The organism is Mycobacterium farcinogenes, from assembly GCF_019739075.1.
Classification (GTDB): Bacteria; Actinomycetota; Actinomycetes; order Mycobacteriales; family Mycobacteriaceae; genus Mycobacterium; species Mycobacterium senegalense.
Genome location: NZ_CP081673.1, coordinates 2246266 through 2266067, shown reverse-complemented (window position 1 = coordinate 2266067; position 19802 = coordinate 2246266). Strand labels below are relative to the sequence as shown.

At 66.5% G+C, this 19802-nt stretch carries 21 protein-coding genes and 1 tRNA gene; 7 read left to right on the top strand and 15 right to left on the bottom strand.

Annotation, left to right across the window (positions count from 1 at the left end):
* The 5 genes from K6L26_RS10760 to K6L26_RS10740 form a co-directional block, all read right to left on the bottom strand.
* Positions 1-723, bottom strand: a complete 723-nt coding sequence (locus K6L26_RS10760; protein WP_234814307.1) for an SDR family NAD(P)-dependent oxidoreductase — start codon at positions 721-723, stop codon at positions 1-3.
* A 95-nt stretch (positions 724-818) separates the two neighbouring features.
* Positions 819-1808 (bottom strand): transketolase family protein, encoded by a 990-nt coding sequence (locus K6L26_RS10755; protein ID WP_221853117.1) that lies wholly within the window; start codon positions 1806-1808, stop codon positions 819-821.
* The gene (locus tag K6L26_RS10750) at positions 1805-2671 is read right to left on the bottom strand and encodes a transketolase (RefSeq protein ID WP_221853116.1); all 867 of its coding nucleotides are present in this window, start codon (positions 2669-2671) and stop codon (positions 1805-1807) included. Before K6L26_RS10750 ends, K6L26_RS10755 begins: the two co-directional genes overlap by 4 nt.
* 2 nt (positions 2672-2673) lie before the next feature.
* On the bottom strand, positions 2674-3981 hold the full coding sequence (locus K6L26_RS10745) for an MFS transporter (RefSeq protein WP_221853115.1): 1308 nt from the start codon (positions 3979-3981) through the stop codon (positions 2674-2676).
* Complete coding sequence (locus K6L26_RS10740) at positions 3978-4847, bottom strand: NAD(P)-dependent oxidoreductase (RefSeq protein WP_221853114.1); 870 nt, start codon at positions 4845-4847, stop codon at positions 3978-3980. Before K6L26_RS10740 ends, K6L26_RS10745 begins: the two co-directional genes overlap by 4 nt.
* Positions 4848-5013: 166 nt before the next feature.
* Between K6L26_RS10740 and K6L26_RS10735 the strand changes: the two genes are divergently transcribed.
* A complete protein-coding gene (locus K6L26_RS10735) occupies positions 5014-5733 on the top strand; it encodes a FadR/GntR family transcriptional regulator (protein ID WP_019347119.1) in 720 nt (239 codons plus the stop codon).
* Positions 5734-5749: 16 nt separating this feature from the next.
* Here the strand turns inward: K6L26_RS10735 and K6L26_RS10730 are convergent, their stop codons facing one another.
* The 5 genes from K6L26_RS10730 to K6L26_RS10710 form a co-directional block, all read right to left on the bottom strand.
* Positions 5750-6775 (bottom strand): phosphotransferase, encoded by a 1026-nt coding sequence (locus tag K6L26_RS10730; protein WP_221853375.1) that lies wholly within the window; start codon positions 6773-6775, stop codon positions 5750-5752.
* A 50-nt stretch (positions 6776-6825) separates the two neighbouring features.
* Complete coding sequence (locus K6L26_RS10725) at positions 6826-8028, bottom strand: cytochrome P450 (RefSeq protein WP_043367981.1); 1203 nt, start codon at positions 8026-8028, stop codon at positions 6826-6828.
* 114 nt (positions 8029-8142) lie between these two features.
* Positions 8143-9135, bottom strand: a complete 993-nt coding sequence (locus K6L26_RS10720) for a LacI family DNA-binding transcriptional regulator (RefSeq protein ID WP_221853113.1) — start codon at positions 9133-9135, stop codon at positions 8143-8145.
* Entirely contained in the window at positions 9132-10469 is a 1338-nt protein-coding gene (locus K6L26_RS10715; protein WP_435405361.1) for an MFS transporter, read from the bottom strand. Before K6L26_RS10715 ends, K6L26_RS10720 begins: the two co-directional genes overlap by 4 nt.
* A gap of 112 nt (positions 10470-10581) precedes the next feature.
* Positions 10582-11232, bottom strand: a complete 651-nt coding sequence (locus K6L26_RS10710; protein WP_221853112.1) for a nucleoside/nucleotide kinase family protein — start codon at positions 11230-11232, stop codon at positions 10582-10584.
* A gap of 78 nt (positions 11233-11310) precedes the next feature.
* On the opposite strand from K6L26_RS10710, the gene K6L26_RS10705 reads away from it, so the two are divergent.
* From K6L26_RS10705 to K6L26_RS10695, 3 genes are all read left to right on the top strand, one after another.
* On the top strand, positions 11311-12765 hold the full coding sequence (locus K6L26_RS10705) for a neutral zinc metallopeptidase (protein ID WP_435405360.1): 1455 nt from the start codon (positions 11311-11313) through the stop codon (positions 12763-12765).
* Positions 12766-13036: 271 nt separating this feature from the next.
* A complete protein-coding gene (locus tag K6L26_RS10700; RefSeq protein WP_245008718.1) occupies positions 13037-13342 on the top strand; it encodes a DUF4333 domain-containing protein in 306 nt (101 codons plus the stop codon).
* Positions 13343-13434: 92 nt separating this feature from the next.
* Positions 13435-15267: a fatty acyl-AMP ligase gene (locus tag K6L26_RS10695; RefSeq protein WP_221853111.1), complete on the top strand. Its 1833-nt coding sequence runs from the start codon at positions 13435-13437 to the stop codon at positions 15265-15267.
* A 100-nt stretch (positions 15268-15367) separates the two neighbouring features.
* Here the strand turns inward: K6L26_RS10695 and K6L26_RS10690 are convergent, their stop codons facing one another.
* The 4 genes from K6L26_RS10690 to K6L26_RS10675 all read right to left on the bottom strand — a co-directional run bounded on the left by K6L26_RS10690 (position 15368) and on the right by K6L26_RS10675 (position 17732).
* Complete coding sequence (locus K6L26_RS10690; protein WP_221853110.1) at positions 15368-16114, bottom strand: alpha/beta fold hydrolase; 747 nt, start codon at positions 16112-16114, stop codon at positions 15368-15370.
* 30 nt (positions 16115-16144) lie between these two features.
* Positions 16145-16513, bottom strand: coding sequence for a SpoIIAA family protein (locus K6L26_RS10685; RefSeq protein ID WP_221853109.1), 369 nt, complete (start codon positions 16511-16513; stop codon positions 16145-16147).
* 43 nt (positions 16514-16556) lie between these two features.
* Positions 16557-16976, bottom strand: coding sequence for a hypothetical protein (locus K6L26_RS10680; RefSeq protein ID WP_221853108.1), 420 nt, complete (start codon positions 16974-16976; stop codon positions 16557-16559).
* Positions 16977-17045: 69 nt separating this feature from the next.
* Entirely contained in the window at positions 17046-17732 is a 687-nt protein-coding gene (locus K6L26_RS10675; protein ID WP_221853107.1) for a TetR/AcrR family transcriptional regulator C-terminal domain-containing protein, read from the bottom strand.
* A 57-nt stretch (positions 17733-17789) separates the two neighbouring features.
* Here K6L26_RS10675 and K6L26_RS10670 point away from each other — a divergent pair, with 57 nt between their 5' ends.
* Positions 17790-18008 (top strand): hypothetical protein, encoded by a 219-nt coding sequence (locus K6L26_RS10670; protein WP_221853106.1) that lies wholly within the window; start codon positions 17790-17792, stop codon positions 18006-18008.
* Between the two features lie 57 nt (positions 18009-18065).
* The gene (locus K6L26_RS10665) at positions 18066-18812 is read left to right on the top strand and encodes a potassium channel family protein (RefSeq protein WP_221853105.1); all 747 of its coding nucleotides are present in this window, start codon (positions 18066-18068) and stop codon (positions 18810-18812) included.
* Between the two features lie 41 nt (positions 18813-18853).
* On the opposite strand, the gene K6L26_RS10660 is transcribed toward K6L26_RS10665, so the two are convergent.
* Positions 18854-18936: transfer RNA gene (locus tag K6L26_RS10660), tRNA-Leu, on the bottom strand.
* A gap of 423 nt (positions 18937-19359) precedes the next feature.
* Between K6L26_RS10660 and K6L26_RS10655 the strand changes: the two genes are divergently transcribed.
* On the top strand, positions 19360-19761 hold the full coding sequence (locus tag K6L26_RS10655; protein ID WP_221853104.1) for an LAGLIDADG family homing endonuclease: 402 nt from the start codon (positions 19360-19362) through the stop codon (positions 19759-19761).
* Positions 19762-19802: the final 41 nt, after the last annotated feature.

Sequence of the window (19802 nt, the reverse complement as noted above, 5' to 3'; positions counted from 1 at the left end):
TCAAGCGTGACGGCTGGTCACTCCGCCGTCCACCACGAGCTGGGTGCCGGTGATGAACGACGCCTTCGGCGACATCAGGAACGTCACCGCGGCCGCAACCTCGTGGGGTTGACCGAGCCGGCCCATCGGTGCGGCCTGTTCGAAGCTCGCGCGGATCTCCTCGACGTCCAACGCGATCTGCAGCATCGGGGTGTGGATGAAACCGGGGCATACCGCATTGACCCTAATTCCCAACGGACCCAGCTGAGCAGCCATCGAACGGGTCATGCCGAGCAGCCCGGCCTTCGACGCGCAGTAAGCCGGGATGAACGGGTTGGCCGCCAAACCCTCGATGCTCGAGATGCCCACCACTGCAGGCGATCCGCCGTCGGCGGCGGCCTTCTCCAGGTGCGGCAGCAGCAGCTGCGTCAACAGCGCCTGCGCACGCAGGTTCACGTCGAGCACCGCGTCCCAGGACTCCTCGGTGTAGGCGCCCACCGGTTCCGGCAGCACGCGGCCCGCGGCGTGCACCAGGCCGTCGATGCCGTCGAGCGCGATGGCCGCCTCCTCGACGGCGGCCGGCAGCGCACCGGTGTCGCACACGTCGATCACCGCGGAGGGCATACCCAACGCCTCGGCCACGTCGCGCACCTCGGGGGCCATGTCCCACAACGCAACCCGCCGACCATCTGCAATCAACGCCTCCGCGCTGGCCCGGCCGATCCCCGACGCCGCACCTGTCACCACCACACCTGTCACACTGTCCTCGCTTCACCACTGGGTTGGATACAGCTGCATCATGCCCGGGCGGCAGCAGGCGCGAGGCGGAATCCCGACGGCTACAGCGCCGAGCGCACCCGGTCCACGATCCGGCTGACCGACAGGCCGTAGCGGTCGTACAACGTGGGCAATGCGCCGGCGACGAGGAACTCATCGGGCAGTGCAATCGGCGACACCGGCCGCGATACCCCGTTGCGCACGAGCGCAGAGGCGATCGACTCGAACAATCCGCCGATCACCGAGTGGTTCTCCAGCGTGAACACCAGCCGGTCCTTGGCGATCTCGGCCAGGATCGTCGCCTCGTCGAGCGGCTTGACGGTGGGCACATGGAGCACCGCGACATCGACGTTGTCCCGCTCGAGCTGCGTGGCGGCCTGCAGGGCACGCTCGGTCATCAGGCCCGAGGAGATGAACAGCACCTCGGCGCCATCCCGCAGCTTCGCGGCCTTGCCGAGCTCGAAGGTGTAGTCGTACTCGTCGAGCACGGTCGGCACGGCGCCGCGCAGCAACCGCAGATAGGTCGGGCCAGGGCTGGCGGCCAACTGTGGGACCGCCTGCTCGATGTCCACCGAATCGCAGGGATCGACGATGGTCAGATTCGGCATGCCGCGCAGGATCGCGATGTCCTCGGTCGCTTGATGACTCGGCCCGTAGCCCGTCGTCAGCCCCGGCAGCGCCGCCACGATGTTGACGTTGAGCATGCGCTCGGCGATGTCGAGGCAGATGAAGTCGTAGGCCCGGCGCGTGGCGAACACCGAATAAGTCGACGCGAACGGCACGAACCCTTCCTCGGCCAGCCCGGCGGCCGCTCCCATCAGCACCTGCTCGGCCATCCCGACCTGGTAGAACCGGTCTGGCATCGCGTCACGGAAGATGTGCATGTCGGTGTATTTCGCGAGATCCGCGCTCAACCCGACGATCTGGGGATTCCGCTCGGCCGCGGCCAGCAAGGCGTGACCGAACGGCGCGCGCACCACCTTGTCGCCGTCGGCGATCGAGGCGATCATGGCGTCGGAGGTCAGGCGTTTCTTGGGGGCTGCGGTGGTCATGACGTGAACCCTTCGTCGAGCTGTTGGTGGGCAAGCGCCCATTCGTCCGGCGCGACCTGCATGAAGTGCAACTTGTCGCGGCTCTGCAGCATGGCCACGCCCTTACCGAGCACCGTGTCGCAGATCAGAGCCTTGGGCCGGCCGCGCCGAGCTCGAAGATCCTCCAAGGCCTCCACCACCGCGGCGATGTCATGGCCGTCGACCCGGCGCACGTCCCAGCCGTTGACCGCGAACTTCTCGTGTACGGGTTCGGTCCGGAGCATGCTCTGGGCCGGCCCGTCGGCCTGCTGATTGTTCATGTCGACGACCGCGATGACGTTGTCGAGACCGAAGTGCGCGCAGGTCTGCACGGCTTCCCAGGTGGAACCCTCGTCGAGTTCACCGTCGGACAGGATGTTGTAGACGAACGCCGGATTTCCCTTGCGGCGCAAACCGAGTGCCTTTCCGACGGCGATGCCCAGCCCGTGGCCCAGCGAGCCGCCCGAGATCTCCATGCCCGGCGTGTAGCCGGCCATGCCGGACATCGGCAGCCGGGACTCGTCGGTGGCATAGGTGTCGAGCTCCTCGACAGGGATGAATCCCGCCTCGGCCAACGCGGCGTACAGGGCGATCGCGTAGTGGCCGATGGACAGCAGACAGCGGTCGCGGCCCTCCCACTCCGGCTCCTCCGGACGCAGGTTCAACTGGTCGGTGTAGAGCACCGCCAGAACGTCGGCGATGTCGAGAGCCTGGCCGATGTAGCCCTGGCCCTGCACCTCGGCCTGGGTCAACGCGTAATGCCGGATGCGTTGTGCGGCTTGGGCGATGCGGCGCACCCGCTCGGGCGCGACTGCCGTTGTCGCGGGATCGGAAACAGTGGTCATGATCAGGCAACCTTTTCTGCCGGCGGGCGGGGGGCCGATGGGATCAGGGCGGGCGCTGTCTCACGTGTGCGGACCGCGAGCGCGGTGGAGATGACGCCCATGAGGATGAACAGCAGGGCCGGACCGAGCCAGCCCATGCTGCCGTACACCAGGGTGGCGATGAACGGGACGAAGCCGACGATCACCGATGCGCCGTTGTAGCCCAAGGAGATTCCCGAGGACCGCACGTTGGCCGGGAACTGTTCGGAGAACCAGCTCGACTCGACCGCGAAGATCGGATCGTGGCTGAGCAGCAGGGCGAGTGCGACCGCGACCACGATCATGACGAACGCGCCGGTGTTGATCAGCAGGAACATCGGGATACCGAACGCGATGGTGAAAACCGAGCCGATCAGGAAGACGGGTTTGCGGCCGATCCGGTCGCTCAGCGCACCGAACAACGGCAGACTCGCCAGGCCCAGCGCAGAACCGATGAGCGTGCCGGCCAGGACGTCGTTCTTAGACGAGATCGCGGCCAGGCCCACGTAGGACAGGACGAAGCTGGTCGACACGTAATAGCCACCGGTCTCGGCCAGTCGCAGACCGATGATGCGCAGGATCATCCGCCAGTCCGACCGGATCACCTCCAGCGCGGGTTGACGGTGAATCTCGTTGGCTGCCTTGACTTTCTCGAAGTCCGGAGATTCGCTCACGCCGAGTCGGACATAGATGCCGATGGCGATCATCACCGACGACGCCAGGAACGGCGCGCGCCACACCCAGTCTCCGTCGAACAGCGCGCTCGAGAGCAGGAAGGCACCGTTGGCCAGGACCAACCCGAGCGGGATGCCGATCTGGGGCACCGCACCGAACAGCCCGCGGCGGTGCGGCGGCGCGTGTTCGACGGCCATCAGCACGGCCCCGCCCCACTCCGCGCCGAAACCGATGCCCTGCACCATGCGCAACACGATGAGCAGAATCGGCGCCAACACCCCGATCTGTTGGTAGGTGGGCAGCACTCCGATCAGGACCGTGCCCACGCCCATCACGACCAGGGACCAGAACAGCACGGCCTTGCGGCCGAACCGGTCACCGAAATGCCCCGCCAGGTACCCACCGACGGGCCGGAACACGAAGCCCACCGCGAGCGTGGCGAATGAGGCCAGCACGCCGACGATCGGCTCGTCGGCATGGAAGAAGACACTGCCGAAATAGGCTGCGGCCGCGGTGCCGTAGATGAAGAAGTCGTAGCTCTCCACGGCCGAGCCGATCATCGACGCGAGCGATACCCGCCGCGGGTCGTCAGCCGCGACAGTCGGTTTCGCGGTCATCGGGCGGCTCCTCTGTCCGATTCGTAGGTTTCGATGACGCGACTGTCGTCGCGCCGGCCCAGGCCGAGACCGACGGCGTCGAGGTAGCGCCGGCGCGCGAGGTCGAGCAGTGGCACGTCGGCGCCGGATCCGGCGGCGGCATCGGCAACCAGCCCGCTGTCCTTGACGAAGATGTCGATGGTGCTGGTGACCGGGGCGTCGGTGCCGAGCAGCATGCGCGGGCCGCGATCCGACAGCATCCAGGAACCGGCCGCGCCGTGCTGGACGAGATCGAGCACGGCCGCCTGGTCCAGTCCCAGCGTGGCGGCCAGGTTCAGCGCTTCGGCCGCGGCGACGATGTGCACCGAGCACAGGTGCTGGTTGACCACCTTGATGGCTTGACCGTCGCCGAGGGCCGTGCCGACGGCGCGGACGGTGCCCAACGCCTGAAGCACGCCGCGGACGTCGTCGACCACGGCGTCCGGACCGGCGGCGAAAATCACCAGCTCGCCCGTCTGCGCGCGCGCCACGCCTCCGGTCACCGGTGCGTCGACGGTCCGGGCACCGGCGGTGCACAGCCGTTCGGCGGCAGCCTTGAGCGCGTCGGGGCCGACGGTCGACATCAGCACCCAGGTCTGGCCGGCGAGATCCGCACCGGCCTCATCGATCAGGGTGTTCAGCTGGTCTCCGGTGGCCACCATGACGATGACCAGTGGCGACGGCGGCGCCGCGGTGATGGTCTCGACGGACGAAATGCCGGCCTCGCCGGCCCGCCGGCGTGCCGCCTCGATCGGGTCGACACCCACAACCTGGTGCCCGGATTTCGCCAGAACCTGGGCCATCGGCAACCCGATCGCGCCCAAGCCGACGAGGGTGATGGAACTCAAGCGAGGCCTCCGCGTAGTCAGATTGGTTGAACCAATTTGGTTTGACCAATACGGTATGGCGGAGGTCACTCACTGTCAACCGTCGTGTTCGTCGTCATGCCACCAGCCACGATTGGGCTACAGTGAACGGACACGCGACATTGGTCGGCCAATCTGCGGGAGGTGGATGTTGGACGCCCTGGAACGAGTGGTCGACGAGATCATGCGTTCGGCCACACGTACCGCCGACGGTGAGATCGCCCGCCTGCCCACCGAACGCCAGCTCGCAGAGACCCTGGGGATCAGCCGCGGGGCCCTGCGCGAACAACTCGCCGCACTGGAGTCGCTGGGCCTGGTGACCCGCACGCAGGGCAGCGGAATCCACCTCGCCGCCTCCAGCCCCACCGCGGTCCGGTTGTTCTTCGACCTGAGTGTGCGCTTGGGACTGATCACCACAGATCAACTGGAGCGCGGCCGAGAGATGTTGGAAGAGACCGTCGTTCGTGCCGCCGCGATACGGGCGACCCCGGCCGACCTCGCTGAGCTCGAGGACTATGTCGAGCAGATGGTTACCGGTTCAGCGGCCGGCGACCATGCCGGCGCCGACGCCGCCGACTACAACTTCCACCGGTGCCTGTACCGCATCGTCGACAACCCGGTGCTCAACCTCATCGCCGATGGCCTGGTGGACGTCCTGCGCGAGTTGCTCAGCCAACGCCGGATCCGGGCCATCACCTCCGAGAAACCCGATGAGCACGGGCACTTCCGCACCGACCTGATCCACCGTCAGATCGTCGGGGCGCTGCGCCTCCGCGACCCCGATCTGGCCGCCGCCACCATGGCCGCGCACTTCGAACAGTGGCGGCACATCACCGATCTGCCGTCAGACCTGCCCGCGACGGGCTGAGCAGCCGCGGTCGACCTCAGCGGTCGAGGAGATCGGCCAGTGCCTGCGCGGTCTGCAGATCCTCATAGGCCGCCGAATACCGCTGCGCCAGTGCCAGTGCGATGTCCGGGCGCTGCCACAACTCCCCCGCGCTGGCGGTGGCCAGCCAGGTCATCAGACCGTGGGCGACCGAAGCCCGGTAGCGCAGCCAGATCTCGTCGGGCGACGGCAGTTCGTCGGCGGGCAGGCCAAGTTCGTTGCGGTACTCCTCAAGTAGCTCACGCTCGGCCACCCGACGGTCCTCCGTGGTCAGTGCGCCTTGCAGGAAGTAACCGAGATCCAAGGAGAAGTTGCCGTGGCGGGCCACCTGCCAGTCCAGGAACCCGACATCGCCACTCGGCACCAGGTAGGTGTTCCCGATGTGCGGATCGCCGTGTAGCAACGTCCTGGCAGTACCGGGCGTGGTCAGCGTGCGGATGAAGGGCTTCCAAATCCCTTCCACCAGATCGTCGATGGTCAGTGCCTGCACCGACCCCGGTGCGTCGTCACCCAGGCGCTCGAGTGCAGCCGGCAACGGCGCCCACTGCATGCCGTCCCACGGCACGAACGGCTCCAGCCACTCCAGGCCGGGGCGGCGCACCCGCTCGCCCCAGAATGCCCCGTGCAGCCGGGCCAGGCCCCGCACCCCGTGTGCGGCCTGCTCCACTGTCAGCGGCCGGGTGGCATCCCGCGGATCGGCCGCGCGGGCCGTCAGGTCCTCCATGATCAACACGAAGTCTTCGTCACGCTCATCGAGCGGTGCGGCATAGACCGTCGGATGCTCCAGCGGCAGTTCGACTTTCGAGTTGAACAACCTGGGCTCGTGCAACAGGCCGCTGGTGTACTTGATCATCTCCTTGTGGTCGGGATCCACGGCTTTGGCAAACACCGTGGACGGACCGGCAGGCCCTGGCTTGTACGTGACCGACAGGCGCGCCCGACGATTGGTGCCGTCGTCGCGCATGTCGACGGTCACCTTGTCCACCACCGCCTCCGGGTGATGATCGGCCAGCGCCGCCGTCATCCACTCAGGGGTGACTTGAGCCCAGTCCTTCGGGACGGTGAGCGCAGCGGTCACCGAATGACCGCCGGCATCGAATCCCACCCGCGGACGGTCGAAGTCGGCGACAGAACGGCGTTGTCGAGGTCGACGTCCCACTCCGGGAACCGCTTGAGCATCTCCTCCAACGCGATCCGGCCCTCCAGTCGCGCCAGCGCCGAGCCCAGGCAGTAGTGGGTGCCGACACTGAACGCCAGGTGCTGACGCTGCTCGCGGTGGATATCGAAAACCTCACCGTCGGGCGGGAACTGGCGGCTGTCGCGAACGGCCGCGCCGATCAGCATCATCATGACGCTGCCCTCGGGAACCGTTTGACCATAGAACTCGATGTCGCGCGTGACATACCGGGCTACGTGCGGGGCCGGAGGCTCGAAACGCAACAGCTCTTCGATGGCCTGCGGGATGAGCGAGGGATCCTCGGCGAGCTGACGACGCTGATCCGGATGCTCGGCGAGCACCTTTGCCGCCCAACCGATCAGGCGCGTGGTGGTCTCGTTCCCCGCGCCCGCGACCACGTTGATGTAGATCAACAGCTCCTCGCGGGTGAGGTTGCGCGTGACCCCGTGCTCGTCGGTGAACTCGACGTTGAGCAGGTCGGTCATGATGTCGTCGGACGGATTGTCCTTGCGCCAGTCGATGTACGTCTCGAAGATCGAGCCATCCACCAGCCCCTGCTCGGCCGCCTTCATCGGCTTGCCGGCCTCGGTGCGCAATTGGTCGTTGCCGTGGTCGCGGATCATCTCCTGGTCATCCTCGGGGATGCCCAGCAGCGCACTGATCACCCGCATCGGCATGATCGCGCCGAAATCCTTGATGAAGTCGATCTTTCCGGTGCCCACCAGCGGGTCGAGCGCCTGTGCGCAGAACTCGCGGATCTTGGGTTCCAGCGCATTGATCTTGCGTGGCGTGAACATCCGCGACAACAGCTTGCGATGCACGGTGTGGATCGGCGGATCCTCGAAAATCAGAGCGCCGGAGGGAATGTCGATGTTGGCTTTGATCAGTTCGATGATCGCGCCGCGGGCCGAGCTGAAGGTCTCGTGATCGACGAGGCCCTTGTTGACATCGGAGAAACGGCTCAACGCGTAGAAGTCGTGTTGTTCGTTGTAGTACAGCGGCGATTCCTCGCGCAGCCGGGCGAAGGTCGGATAGGGATTGGCGTTGATCTCGACGTCATAGGGGTCGAAGTAGACGTCACTGGTGGTGCTCACACTCACGGCGGTCCGCCTCTCTGAGGGCTGCGGAGAGTTACTTACACGCGTAAGCTACACGTCGGGAAGGTCACCGGACAAGGCCATGCCGGGTTACGGTTTGCCGTTCACATGTAATGCTCAGGTGCTGTCGCGCACGATGAGGCGGGCCGGGTCGCTGCCCTCGGCATCCGCGGCTGTGGGGTAACCCAGCTCGGCCATCATGGCCGGGACTGCGGCGTCGACAATCGTCTTGGCGTCGAACATGACTGACGTCAGCGGGGGTGAGCTCACCGCGCCCAGCGGTATGGCATCGACTCCCATGACCGCGAGATCGTGGGGGCAGCGCAACCCGGCCTCCCGTATCCCGTGTAGCACCACGAACGCCGTCTCGTCGCTTTGCGCGCATACCGCTGTCACGCCGGCCGACACCCATTTCGAGACGACAGCGGCTGCGTCGGCTCCGTCGGCGGTCACGCTGTCGACCTCGATCTCGGGCAGGCCATGGTGAGCGGCGGCCACCCGCAGACCCGACAACCAGTAGTCACCGAGTGGCCGCAGCACCTCCGTGGCGGAATAGGCGAAGGCCAGCCGGGTGTGCCCGCGTGACATCAGATGCTCCACCCGCATCTCTCCGACGGTCAGGTGCAACGAGCCGAGCGCGCGCAGCTTTTCGCTGCCCAGGTAGATCTGCGGGATCCGCGCCGCCTCGACCGCAGCGGCGGCGGCGCCCGTGAGGGGAAACACGCCGGCCACGGCGACCGGGTCGAGGTTGGCCACCGCGTCGACGATGTTCTGGCCATCGTCGGTCTCGAGCTGCATCGACAGCACGATGCCGTGCCGGCCGAGCGCAGTGGTCAGCCGACTGCCCACCTCCAGAGGCAATTCCCCCAGGTCGGTGCGAGGCACGATGTAAAGCACCACACCGCTGCCGCCGACCGCCAGGTTGCGGGCCGCCAGGTTGGGCCGGTACCCGAGTTCAGCCGCGGCCTTGCGCACCGCGGCCTGGGTCTGCTCCGAGATACGTTGCCCTTGAACATTGTTGAGCACATAGCTGACGGTTGCCGTGGAGACGTTGGCCAGCCTGGCAACATCGGCTTTCGTCGGACGGGCGGTCGGCTTGGTAGCGCTCACTGTGCCATCGTGGCACGTTGCTGATCCGTTGGGCCGCCCACGCCACACATCGGTTGCCCCGCACTTTCGCGCAAGGTCAGAACAGTGAGCAACGAGACGATGCCCGCAGCGGCGAGATACAGCGCCGGCGCCAGGTTGTTGCCGGTGGCCGCGGTGAGCCAGGTGACCACATACGGGGTGGTGCCGCCGAACAATGCCACCGCGATGTTGTAGCCGATCGAGAAACCGCTGTAGCGCACCCGGGTGGCGAACAGCTCGACACCGGCCGTCACCGCGGTCGCCACATACACCGATTCGATGGCCGCCAGCACGCAGTGTCCCGCGATCGCCGCCACCGCCGAGCCCGAATTCATCAGCAGGAAGACCGGATACGCGCACACCACGAACCCCACCGAGCCGGCGATCAGCAGGGGCCTGCGTCCGATCCGATCGGACAGCGCGGCCAGCGGCAGGATGAGGATCAGCGCCACCAGGCTGGCCAGTGTGATCGAGACGAACGCCTGGGTCTTGCTGAAGTTCAGCGCCTTGATGAAGTAGGTCGGCAAGAAGGTGAAGACGACGTAGTAGCCGACGTTGAACACGATGAACAGGCCGATGACCTGCAGGACCGCCCGACGAGCCGTACCGACGGCTTCGCGCAGAGGCGAGGCCGCCACCCGGTCGGCCTCGTCGAGCTTGGTGAACTCCGGTGTGTCGTCGAGGCGCAGCCGGATGTAGAGGCCGACCAGTCCCAGCGGCGCGGCCACCAGGAACGGGATACGCCAGCCGAAGCTCGCCATCGCCTCAGGCGGCAGGTACGCCTGCAACAGGGTGACGGTGATCGAGCCCAGCAGGAAGCCCAGCACTCCTGACCATGCGATGAACGTGACCGTGAGTCCCCGCCACCGCGTACTCGCGTACTCCGCCAGATACACTGCGCCGCCGCCATATTCACCGCCTGCCGAGAACCCCTGCAGGCACCTCAGCAGGAGCAGCAGCAACGGGGCGGCCACTCCGATGGTGGCGTAGGTGGGCAGCAGGCCGATGCCGAGGGTGGCGGCCGACATCAGCAGGATCACCACAGCGAGTACGCGTTGCCGCCCCAGCCGGTCACCTAGCGGTCCGAAGACGAAACCGCCGAGCGGACGCATGAAGAACGCGGCCGCGAAGATGGCGAACGTGTTGAGCAATGCCGCGGTTTCGTTGCCTGACGGAAAGAAGTTGGCGGCGATGTAGGTCGCCAGGAATCCGTAGATGGCGAAGTCGAACCATTCCACCGCGTTGCCGATGGACGCGCCGGTGATGGCCTTGCGCACGGTGGGGTCGATTGGGGTGCTTCGCTTCGGTTCTGTCAACAGAAAACTCGCCTCTCAGATTTCGAGAGGCGAGTTTATCCGCCGGGTTATGCGCATAAGTCCCTTTCGCGTATGGCGGTCTCGTGCGTCGACACGGGCGGTGGTCAGATCATCAGTACGAGTTGGGCAACACAGCATCGATCGAGACGACGAGATCGGCCCGCACCGCCGTGGCGGCCACCATTCGCGCATTGGGTTCGTCGACCTCGGCGACCCAACGCCGTGCAGCGTCGGCAGACTTGCCGAAAGCCATGTGCCGGGCCACCAGCCGGGCGATGCGTGGGTCGTCTTGTATTGCGCAGTACCAGATTTCGTCGATCTCTCCTGCGACTGCCACCCAGGCGGAGTCGTCGAGCAAAAGGTAGTTCCCCTCGGTGAGCACCACAGCGACGTCCGGGGAAACCGGGATCGCGCCGGCCACCGGCTGCTCGATGTCACGCTCGAAGCACGGGGCGTAGACCAGCTCGGTCCGAGCACGAATGCGGCGCAGCAGCGCGGCGTAGCCGGCGACGTCGAACGTGTCGGGCGCGCCCTTGCGCTCCAGCCGGCCCAGCCGACGCAGTTCCACATCGGCGAGATGAAATCCGTCCATCGGCACGTGGGCCACCGCGTCGGCACCGAGACGGAGCCGCGCCGCGGCAACGAGTGCCTCGGTCAACGTCGACTTGCCCGCCCCCGGCGCTCCGGTGATCCCGATGACAGACGTGCCCGAATCCGCGGCGCGCGCCAGCACACGGGCCAGCAGATCGTCGAACGTGCACATAACGCGGCCATTGTCGCCCACGTAACCGGCGGCCGATCCCGAACGTCGGCGCGAACAGGTAGAACTGGCTGGGGTGAATTGCACGGAAGGCGGCTCAAAGTGGCGAGGCTTCGCTGGTGGCTCGGTCTGGCCTGTTGTGTAGTAATGGTCGCCGGCTGCAGCGACGCCACGGTGATCGGCGGCCGAGCCACCTCGATGTTGTTTCTGCCCGACCGGGTAGGCGGCCTGCCCGTGACCGACGGCCACAGCGGCATCCGGCCCGAAGCCCCCGGACCCACCCGCAAAGCCGAGAACACCGACGGCGGCCAGATCGACGACCTGGCACTGCTCGCCGTCGACGACATCGAGGACTTCTGGTCGCAGAACTACAGCGGCGGCTCACTGCCGGGCACGTTCACACCTGTTTCCCGGCTGGTGTCCTACAACTCCGACGTCTCCCCCGGCCTCGACATCTGCGGACAGAACACCGTCGGGCTGACCAACGCCTTCTACTGCCTCAAGAGCGACGTGATGGCCTGGGACCGCGGTGTCGCGATCCCCGTTGCGGCCCAGTATTTCGGGCAGATGGGCGTGGTCGGGGTGATGGCGCACGAGTACGGCCATGCCGTCCAGCAACAGGCCCGGCTGATCAACGAGAGCACGCCCGTGCTCGTGGCAGAGCAGCAGGCCGACTGCCTGGCCGGGGTGTACCTGCGCTGGGTGGCCGCGGGCAATTCGCCGCGCTTCGAGTTGAGCACCGGCGACGGCCTCAACCACGTCCTGGGCGGCCTGATCTACATCCGCGATCCCCTGATGACGCGGGTCGACGCCGCGCTCACCGGCAACGAACACGGGTCGGCGCTGGACCGGGTCAGCGCATTCCAGATCGGGTTCAGCGGCAACGTCGACCAATGCGCGGCCATGGACTCCGAGGAGATCAAGAAGCGCCGCGGCGACCTGCCCAAATTCCTCGACTTCTTCAGCGGCGCACACGACGGCAACAGCACGATCACCGCCGATCTGATCGACAAGACCATGCAGTCTCTGCGGCGGGTCTACGCCCCCGCCGACCCGCCGTCGCTGAGCACCAAGCCCAGCGCGTGTCCCGACGCCGGGCCGTCGCCGCCGGCGTCCTACTGCCCGGCGACCAACACCATCGTGGTGGATCTCGACGGGCTCAAAGCGTTGGGGGAAGCCAGGAACGAGAACGACGAGCAGGAACTGCTCCAAGGCGACAACTCGGCGATCTCCGTGCTGACATCGCGCTACGCACTGGCCGTGCAACACGAGAAAGGCCTGACCCTCGACACCCCGGTGGCTGCCATGCGCACCGGCTGCCTGACCGGAGTCGGGCAGGCGCGGATGACCGAGCCGGGTTTGCCGATCACGCTGTCAGCCGGTGACACCGACGAGGCGATCAGCAGCCTGCTGACGAACGGGCTGGCCGCCAGCGACGTCAACGGCCGGGTGCTGCCGGCCGGGTTCACGCGAATCCTGGCCTACCGGTCCGGCCTGCAAGGCGACGACGCACAGTGCTACCAACGGTTCGCGTGATGAGCCGAGTCGAGGAGATCCGATGAGCGGTCCCGAGCAACCGTGGTGGGCGCGCCCGGGCGGGGCACCCCTGCCGGGCCACACGCCACCACCGCCCGGGCCCCGCCCGGCCCGGCCGTCATGGACGCCGCCCCCGCGACAGCCCTCACCGTCGCCGCCGCCACCACACCAGCCTCGACCACACGCGCGGCCCGCACCCCCTCCGCCACGCGCACCGCAACCGTCGTCGCACCCGAAGCCCAAGCGCAAATTCTCGAGCCGGTACATCGGGGTGGCCGCCGTGGTCGGGGTCGCGGTGATCGGCGCCGGGCTGTGGGCCTGGAGCCGCTCTGATACCGGTGGCACCCGGCTCGACGTTCGACAGGCCGAGGCGGGAGTGGCGCAGATCCTGTCCGACCCCATCAATGGCTACGGAGCAAACCGAGTCGTCGCGGTCGCATGCAACGACGGCAAAAATCCGGTCGTCCGGACCGGCGCGACGTTCACGTGCGCGGTTGAGATCAACGACACACTGCGCCGCGTAATCGTGGAATTCACGGATAATAACGGGGCTTATGCCGTCGACGGACCCCGATAACGAGACGCAAGTCACATTTTCGACAGTCGGTGACAACCCACACCGGACCACGAGGCCGAGCTTTATTAGAGCCGCTATTAGTCTTACCTGTTATGGGTCGGGATCCCTTCGCAACCAGTGCAGTTGATTCGTCGACGTCGAACATCGAGAACTACGTTCGCGAGGACGGCACCATCGTCGTACCCGACGGCGTCACCCTCACGTCGTTCTTGGATCGCAACCGGTTCACGTTTGGGGACGAGCCGTCATACCGGTTCCTCGACTACTCCACCGACTCCGACGGCCGCGCCGTCGAACTGAGCTGGAACGCCTTGTGGTCCCAGGTATGCGCTGTCGGCGCCCGGCTGCAACAGGTCACCCAGCCCCGCGACCGGGTGGCGATCCTGGCCCCGCAGGGCGTCGAATACGTGGCCGCCTTCTTTGCCGCCATCCACGCCGGCAACATCGCGGTGCCGCTGTTCGCGCCCAGCCTGGCCGGTCACGCCGAGCGACTGGCCGCCGTACTGGCCGACGCCAAACCGACCGTCGTCCTCACCACGAGCGCGGCCTCGGAATCGGTGCGTAATTTCCTGCGCACCCTTCCCGCCGCGGAGCGTCCCCGCCTGATCGCGGTGGACGCCGTCCCGGACTCACTGGCATCGATGTTCCAGGCCCCGACCGTCGAGACCGACGACATCGCCTATCTGCAGTACACCTCGGGATCCACCCGCACCCCGGCCGGTGTGGAGATCTCCCACCGCAATGTGTGCACCAACGTTTTGCAGATGATCCTGGCCGGTGACCTGAGCATGGGTATCCGCAGCGTCAGCTGGCTACCGCTGTACCACGACATGGGCCTGATCATGATCATGTTCCCGGCGTTGTGCGGCAGCCACATCACGCTCATGGATCCGATGGCGTTCGTCCGGCGGCCCTACCGCTGGATCAAGCAGCTCGGCATCGAGGCGGCCCACGGCCGCACGCTGGCCGCCGCACCCAACTTCGCTTTCGAGCTGGCCGCCGAGCGCGGTCTCCCGCCGGCCGGCGAAACCCTGGACCTGACCAACGTGGTGACCCTGCTCAACGGGTCCGAACCGGTGACCATGGCCGCCGTCGAAAAGTTCACCTCGGCATTCGCGCCGTACGGGCTGCCCGCGACCGCGGTCAAACCGTCCTACGGCATGGCCGAGGCGACCCTGTCGGTGGCCAGCATCGCGCCGAGCGCTGCGGCCAGCGCGGTGTACCTCGACCGCGACGAGCTCAATGCCGGCCGCGCAGTGATCGTCGACCCGACCGACGAGGGCGCAGTGGCCCACGTGTCCTGCGGCCAGCCGATCCCGAACCAATGGGCAGTGATCGCCGACGGTGACGGCGGCGAGGCCCCCGACGGCGTCGTCGGTGAAATCTGGCTGCACGGCAACAACGTCGGCCAGGGCTACTTCGGCCGCCCCGACGAGAGCGAGCGCGTGTTCGCCAACAAGCTGCAAACCCGGCTGGCGTCCGGCAGCCACGCCGAAGAGGTGCCGGACAACGGGCACTGGCTGGCCACCGGCGACCTCGGGGTCTACCTCAACGGCGAGCTGTACCTGACCGGCCGGATCAAGGACATGATCCTGATCGACGGGCGCAACCACTACCCGACCGACATCGAGACCACGGTCAGCGCGGCATCACCCGCCGTGCGCTCGGGCTACGTCGCGGCGTTCTCGGTAGTCGGCGACCGCGGCGAGGAACTGGTGATCGTCGCCGAGCGAGCCGCCGGCGCCGGCCGCGCCGAGCCCGGCCCGATCGTCGACGCCATCCGCGCTGCCGTCTCGCGCCAGCACCAGATCCGCGTGGCTGACGTGCGGATGGTCGCCGCCGGCGTGATCCCCCGGACCACGAGCGGCAAACTGGCCCGGAGTGCTTGCCGCGCTGAGTATTTGAGCGGGAAGTTCAACAAGTAATTTTCGGGGGCGGCTGTTCGCCGAAATCGACACCAGGGCTGTTGCGAGCGGTGTCCGGCAGCCATGGCGTAGATCTCGGTGACGCGACCAACCCGACGTACTAGTCGAGTGACTCCCAGAAGCGCGCAAGCGCCGCCGCACCGCGAGCCGGATCCTGCACCATCCACCAGTGATCCAGCCCGTCGAGCACCGCTGTGGACGCACCGGCTCGCTCGGCGGCGCGACGCCGGATTTCCTCGGAGCCGACGTATGGGTCCGCAGTGGCCAGCAGCGAAAGACCCGGGCGGGCACTCGCCCGCTCCAATCCGCCGCCGGCCGTTGCCATGTCCTCGGGTTCTCCGGCCGAGCGGTACAGCCGCAGGGTCGCCTGCCCCATCTCCGGGCCTTGCGCTTGCGCCATCGATGCTGCGATGTCCTGCGGCAGCAACGCGGCCCACACCGCGGTGCGGACCTCGACAGTGCCGCCCATCATGTTCTCTACGAGCCGTTCCCCCTTGCCGGGTGTCCGCCATGCCTGAGCCATCTCAGCCCAGACGTAGTCCGGATCGAACACGCCGACGATGTCGCTGGCCCAACTACGCACCAGCTCGGGTCGATGCATCATCGCGTTCACCACGTGCACGCCGCCCCAATCGTGTCCGACGACGTCCACCGGCCCGTCGATGGCTTCGAGCTCGCGTTCGAGCCAGTCACGGTAGGCCACGTACGTTGCCGAGAAACCGTCGGGCACCGGCGCACCGAATCCGGGCGGTGACAGCCGCACGACATCCCGACGTCCGAGCACGTCGACCAGCGGACCCCAAATCGCGTCGGACTCCGGATTGCCGTGCACCAGAACGATTGTCATGTCCGACATCGTGACACGACAGAGCAGAGCTCAGCCCGCGGCCCACTCCTTGGCCGCGTCGAGCTCACCCAGCCCGAAGACCTTGAGCTCGCCAGGAACCATCCACGCGAACGCATGCATGGCGTGGGCCACCCACTCGAAGTCGGATACCACAGCGATCCGCTTGAACGCGGAGTGGTGGCGAAACAGCGCGCCGAAGCCGAGCTTCAGATCCTCGACCAGCCCGCCGGGCCCAAAGCCCTCGTAGTCCGGCGAGATGACCTCGACGATCCGGATCTCCCCGGTTTCCAGCAGTTCGTCCATCGTCGGCCGGAACTCGCGCAAGTCATCGCCACGCACCCGACCCGACACTCGGATACCGAACACGCCCTCGGGCATGTCGGGAAGGACGTCGATCATCGGTTCTTCTCCCCTCTCGCCCCTCGAGTCTGCACCCGTGGAGTCAGGAACGCGAAGACTCCCAAAGTCCGGATATCTCCGACGGCACGTTCTCGGGTTTGACGCCGGACCTGGTCCATCCGCCGTGGCTACCCGGAGCAATCCGGTACACGCCGGCATCGGCTGAATACACCCAGAGCTGATCGGGTTCGGTCGGCAACCAGGTGATCATCACCCCCTTGGCGGGGCTATAGGCGGAACGGTCGTGGAAGACCTCCTGGCCGGCGTTGTCTCGAACCACCACGACCCACGTGTCTGCCCCGTTCTCCACGGGTCCGTTTTGGGCATATGCCGTGTATGTGCCCGACGGGGATGTCTGGGCATGCTCTGGGGTGACCGTGTGCGCCGCGGAGTCGTCGCCCTTTCCACAACCCGCAGCAATCGCCATCACCGAAAGGATCACCGCAACGATCCGTTTGTTCACGTGTATCGCTTCCTTCCGCACTGACGAGCACGCCGTGTACGCGCCATCACCGTTCTGGCGAAACGATACTTACCTCGCCAGCGTCGACGTCAGCCCCGCGATGACGACATCGAGGTTGAACTCCAACTGCGCGTCCTCGTCGGATTCCGCGGTCATCGCCACCAGCACCTGCTGGAGTAACGCGTAAGCGCGGCCCTCGCCAATCTGTATGGCCGCCAACGCCTCTTCGTGCTGGGGATGGACACCTCGCCCGGCCCGCAGCAAGGAATCGCGTGCCGCGGACAGCGCCAACTCAACGATGGTGTTGGCCGCCCGGCCTGCCTGCTTCACGGCGAAGCCGGCGTCCACCAGCGTTCGGAGCACAAATTCGGCCTGGTCCAACGCCGCGAGACCGATCGCGCCTTCCATCGGGAACGCGTCGTGAACGCCGAGCTGGGCTATCGCGTTGCGTACCCGGTATGCGTACCACCGCAGCACATCGCGCCAGTCACCGTCGGATGGCGGTGGCACACGCTCGAACTCCGCCTCGAACACCGCTGATGCCATGAGCGCCAACAACGTTTCGCGATCACCGATGTGGTACTTGACGGATTTGCGGTCCACGCCCAGCGCATCAGCCACCGCCTGCATGGTCAATGGCTCCGGCGCGACGCCGAGCGCGGCAGAAACAATCTGGTCGCGGTTGATGCGTGCCGGTCGGCCACGCCGCGCCGCTGACGCGGGGCCGTCGCCACTGTCAGGATCGTGACTGCTCACACCTTCCAGCCTAGATACCGGGGCTGCCGATGTCGGGCGTCCCGCGGTCCCCCAGAAATGAGTGAGCTTGCCGGATATCCATACACCGTCCGCTTCGCGCCGTCGGGCAGTTACGTACCGCCCGGGACCCGCATCATCGGTGTGCCCGACCGGTTGTTGTGCCGCAACGACATTGCCTCCGACTTGGTTGCCGCGGTTGTCGAGGTCCTCGCCGCCGACGCCCCATTACCTCTTCATCCCGGCGCCGTGGATGCCTACCGCGCGCTGCACGGCTGAGCGACGAACCTCGGGGTTACCCATGCCCGCCTCGGCTCCATATCGCACACTTTGGCGGTGACGACGCAACGCCTCGACAGATGGGAGGCCCGTGCCGAGTGGCCGCTGGCCTCGGTGGCAGCAGTGTTCCTCGCCGCGTATTCGGTGGAGGTCTTGGTACAGCCGCACGGGCTGGCGGCCCGCGCCGTCGAGCTGGCAACCTGGCTCACCTGGGCGGTATTCACGGCGGACTATGGGGCCAGGCTGTACCTCGCCGATGACCGCGCACACTGGTTCCGAACCCACCTGGTCGACCTGGCGATCGTGATACTGCCCCTGCTGCGGCCGCTGCGGTTGTTACGGCTCATCGTGCTGATCGGGGTGATCCAGAAAGCCGTCGGCCACGCGATCCGCGGCAAGGTCATCCTCTACACGATCTCGGGCGCGGTGCTGCTGGTGTACGTCGCATCGCTGGCCGTACTGCAGGCCGAGCGCGGTCACCCCGACGCCCACATCACCGATTTCGGCCAGGCGGTCTGGTGGGCGATCACCACCATCACGACCGTCGGATACGGCGACATGTACCCGGTGACGACGACCGGACGAGTCATCGCCGCGCTGCTGATGATCGGCGGGATCAGCCTGGTCGGCTCGATCACCGCGACGATCGCGTCGTGGATCGTGCAGAGCGTCGCGGACGACGACGCTGCCACGGCAGCCGTGACGGCGGCACACATCAACGAGTTGCGTGCCGAGATCGCATCACTGCGCGAGGAGTTGCGGGTGCCTTCGGTCGAGGGCTCGGAGAACGACCATCGTCCATAAATTCGGCACCGTATGCGACCAGTTTGAGATCACCTGAAGAGTGCGGGCGGTGGGATTCGAACCCACACGCTCTCTCGAGCACCGGCACCTAAAGCCGGCATGTCTGCCGTTCCATCACGCCCGCAAGGGTCCTGATCCTACCGGTCTATCAGTTGCCGAATCTGTCAGTGGCCACCAATATCGTCGAGGCATCGCCTTTCGAGAGGGGTGCGCCATACGGTCGGCAAACGAGTTCAACAAGGTTCAGCAACTCATCGCGGCTGGCTTGAACGACTGCGCAATCGCTCGGCACACGGGTATACCTCGTCCGACTGTTCGGGACTGGCGAAGCCAACCACCCAAACGATTGCAAGAGCCAGCATCGTCGCCATGCGGCGTAGACCATGATTTTGGTGCGCTGCCTGTCAGCGCGTACGCGTATCTCCTCGGCCTCTATCTGGGAGACGGCGACATCTCACGCAACACGCGCGTCTGGCGCCTACGGATCACGCTCGACAAGAAGTACCCCACAATAATCGACCGGTGCCGCCAGGCAGTTGAGTCGGTCATGCCAGGTCAAGTAACAGGTCTCGTGGCCAAGAAGGGTTGCGTCCAAGTTTCGCTGTACTCCAAGCACTGGCCATGCCTGTTCCCCCAACACGGGCCTGGCCGTAAGCACAACCGACCGATTCGGCTCGAGAGCTGGCAGCAGGATCTTGTGGACCGGGCCACCGAGGACTTCGTGCGCGGCCTGATTCACAGCGACGGGTGTCGCGTGGTCGCGAACGACCGCGGCATCAAGAGCATCCGATACCACTTCACGAATCACTCAGACGACATCCTCAACCTGTTCACCGCCGCACTGGATCACCTCGGTATCCCGTGGACGCGTTCGACCAAGTACGTCGTGTCGATCTACCGCAAGGCCGCCACCACTCGTCTCGACGAGTTCATCGGCCCCAAGGTCTAGCCACCGTCATACGGTGCATTTTCGAGGTCTGAGCACCGCGC

Bases quoted from the DNA above. Each gene is read 5' to 3' on its own strand.
- K6L26_RS10710 (WP_221853112.1), bottom strand. From the start codon at position 11,232: ATGTGCACGTTCGACGATCTGCTGGCCCGTGTGCTGGCGCGCGCCGCG.
- K6L26_RS10750 (WP_221853116.1), bottom strand. From the start codon at position 2,671: ATGACCACTGTTTCCGATCCCGCGACAACGGCAGTCGCGCCCGAGCGG.
- K6L26_RS10670 (WP_221853106.1), top strand. From the start codon at position 17,790: ATGAGTGAGCTTGCCGGATATCCATACACCGTCCGCTTCGCGCCGTCG.
- K6L26_RS10755 (WP_221853117.1), bottom strand. From the start codon at position 1,808: ATGACCACCGCAGCCCCCAAGAAACGCCTGACCTCCGACGCCATGATC.
- K6L26_RS10690 (WP_221853110.1), bottom strand. From the start codon at position 16,114: ATGACAATCGTTCTGGTGCACGGCAATCCGGAGTCCGACGCGATTTGG.
- K6L26_RS10695 (WP_221853111.1), top strand. From the start codon at position 13,435: ATGGGTCGGGATCCCTTCGCAACCAGTGCAGTTGATTCGTCGACGTCG.
- K6L26_RS10745 (WP_221853115.1), bottom strand. From the start codon at position 3,981: ATGACCGCGAAACCGACTGTCGCGGCTGACGACCCGCGGCGGGTATCG.
- K6L26_RS10655 (WP_221853104.1), top strand. From the start codon at position 19,360: ATGCCAGGTCAAGTAACAGGTCTCGTGGCCAAGAAGGGTTGCGTCCAA.
- K6L26_RS10735 (WP_019347119.1), top strand. From the start codon at position 5,014: ATGTTGGACGCCCTGGAACGAGTGGTCGACGAGATCATGCGTTCGGCC.
- K6L26_RS10730 (WP_221853375.1), bottom strand. From the start codon at position 6,775: ATGACGGCGGCGCTGGCCGATCATCACCCGGAGGCGGTGGTGGACAAG.
- K6L26_RS10685 (WP_221853109.1), bottom strand. From the start codon at position 16,513: ATGATCGACGTCCTTCCCGACATGCCCGAGGGCGTGTTCGGTATCCGA.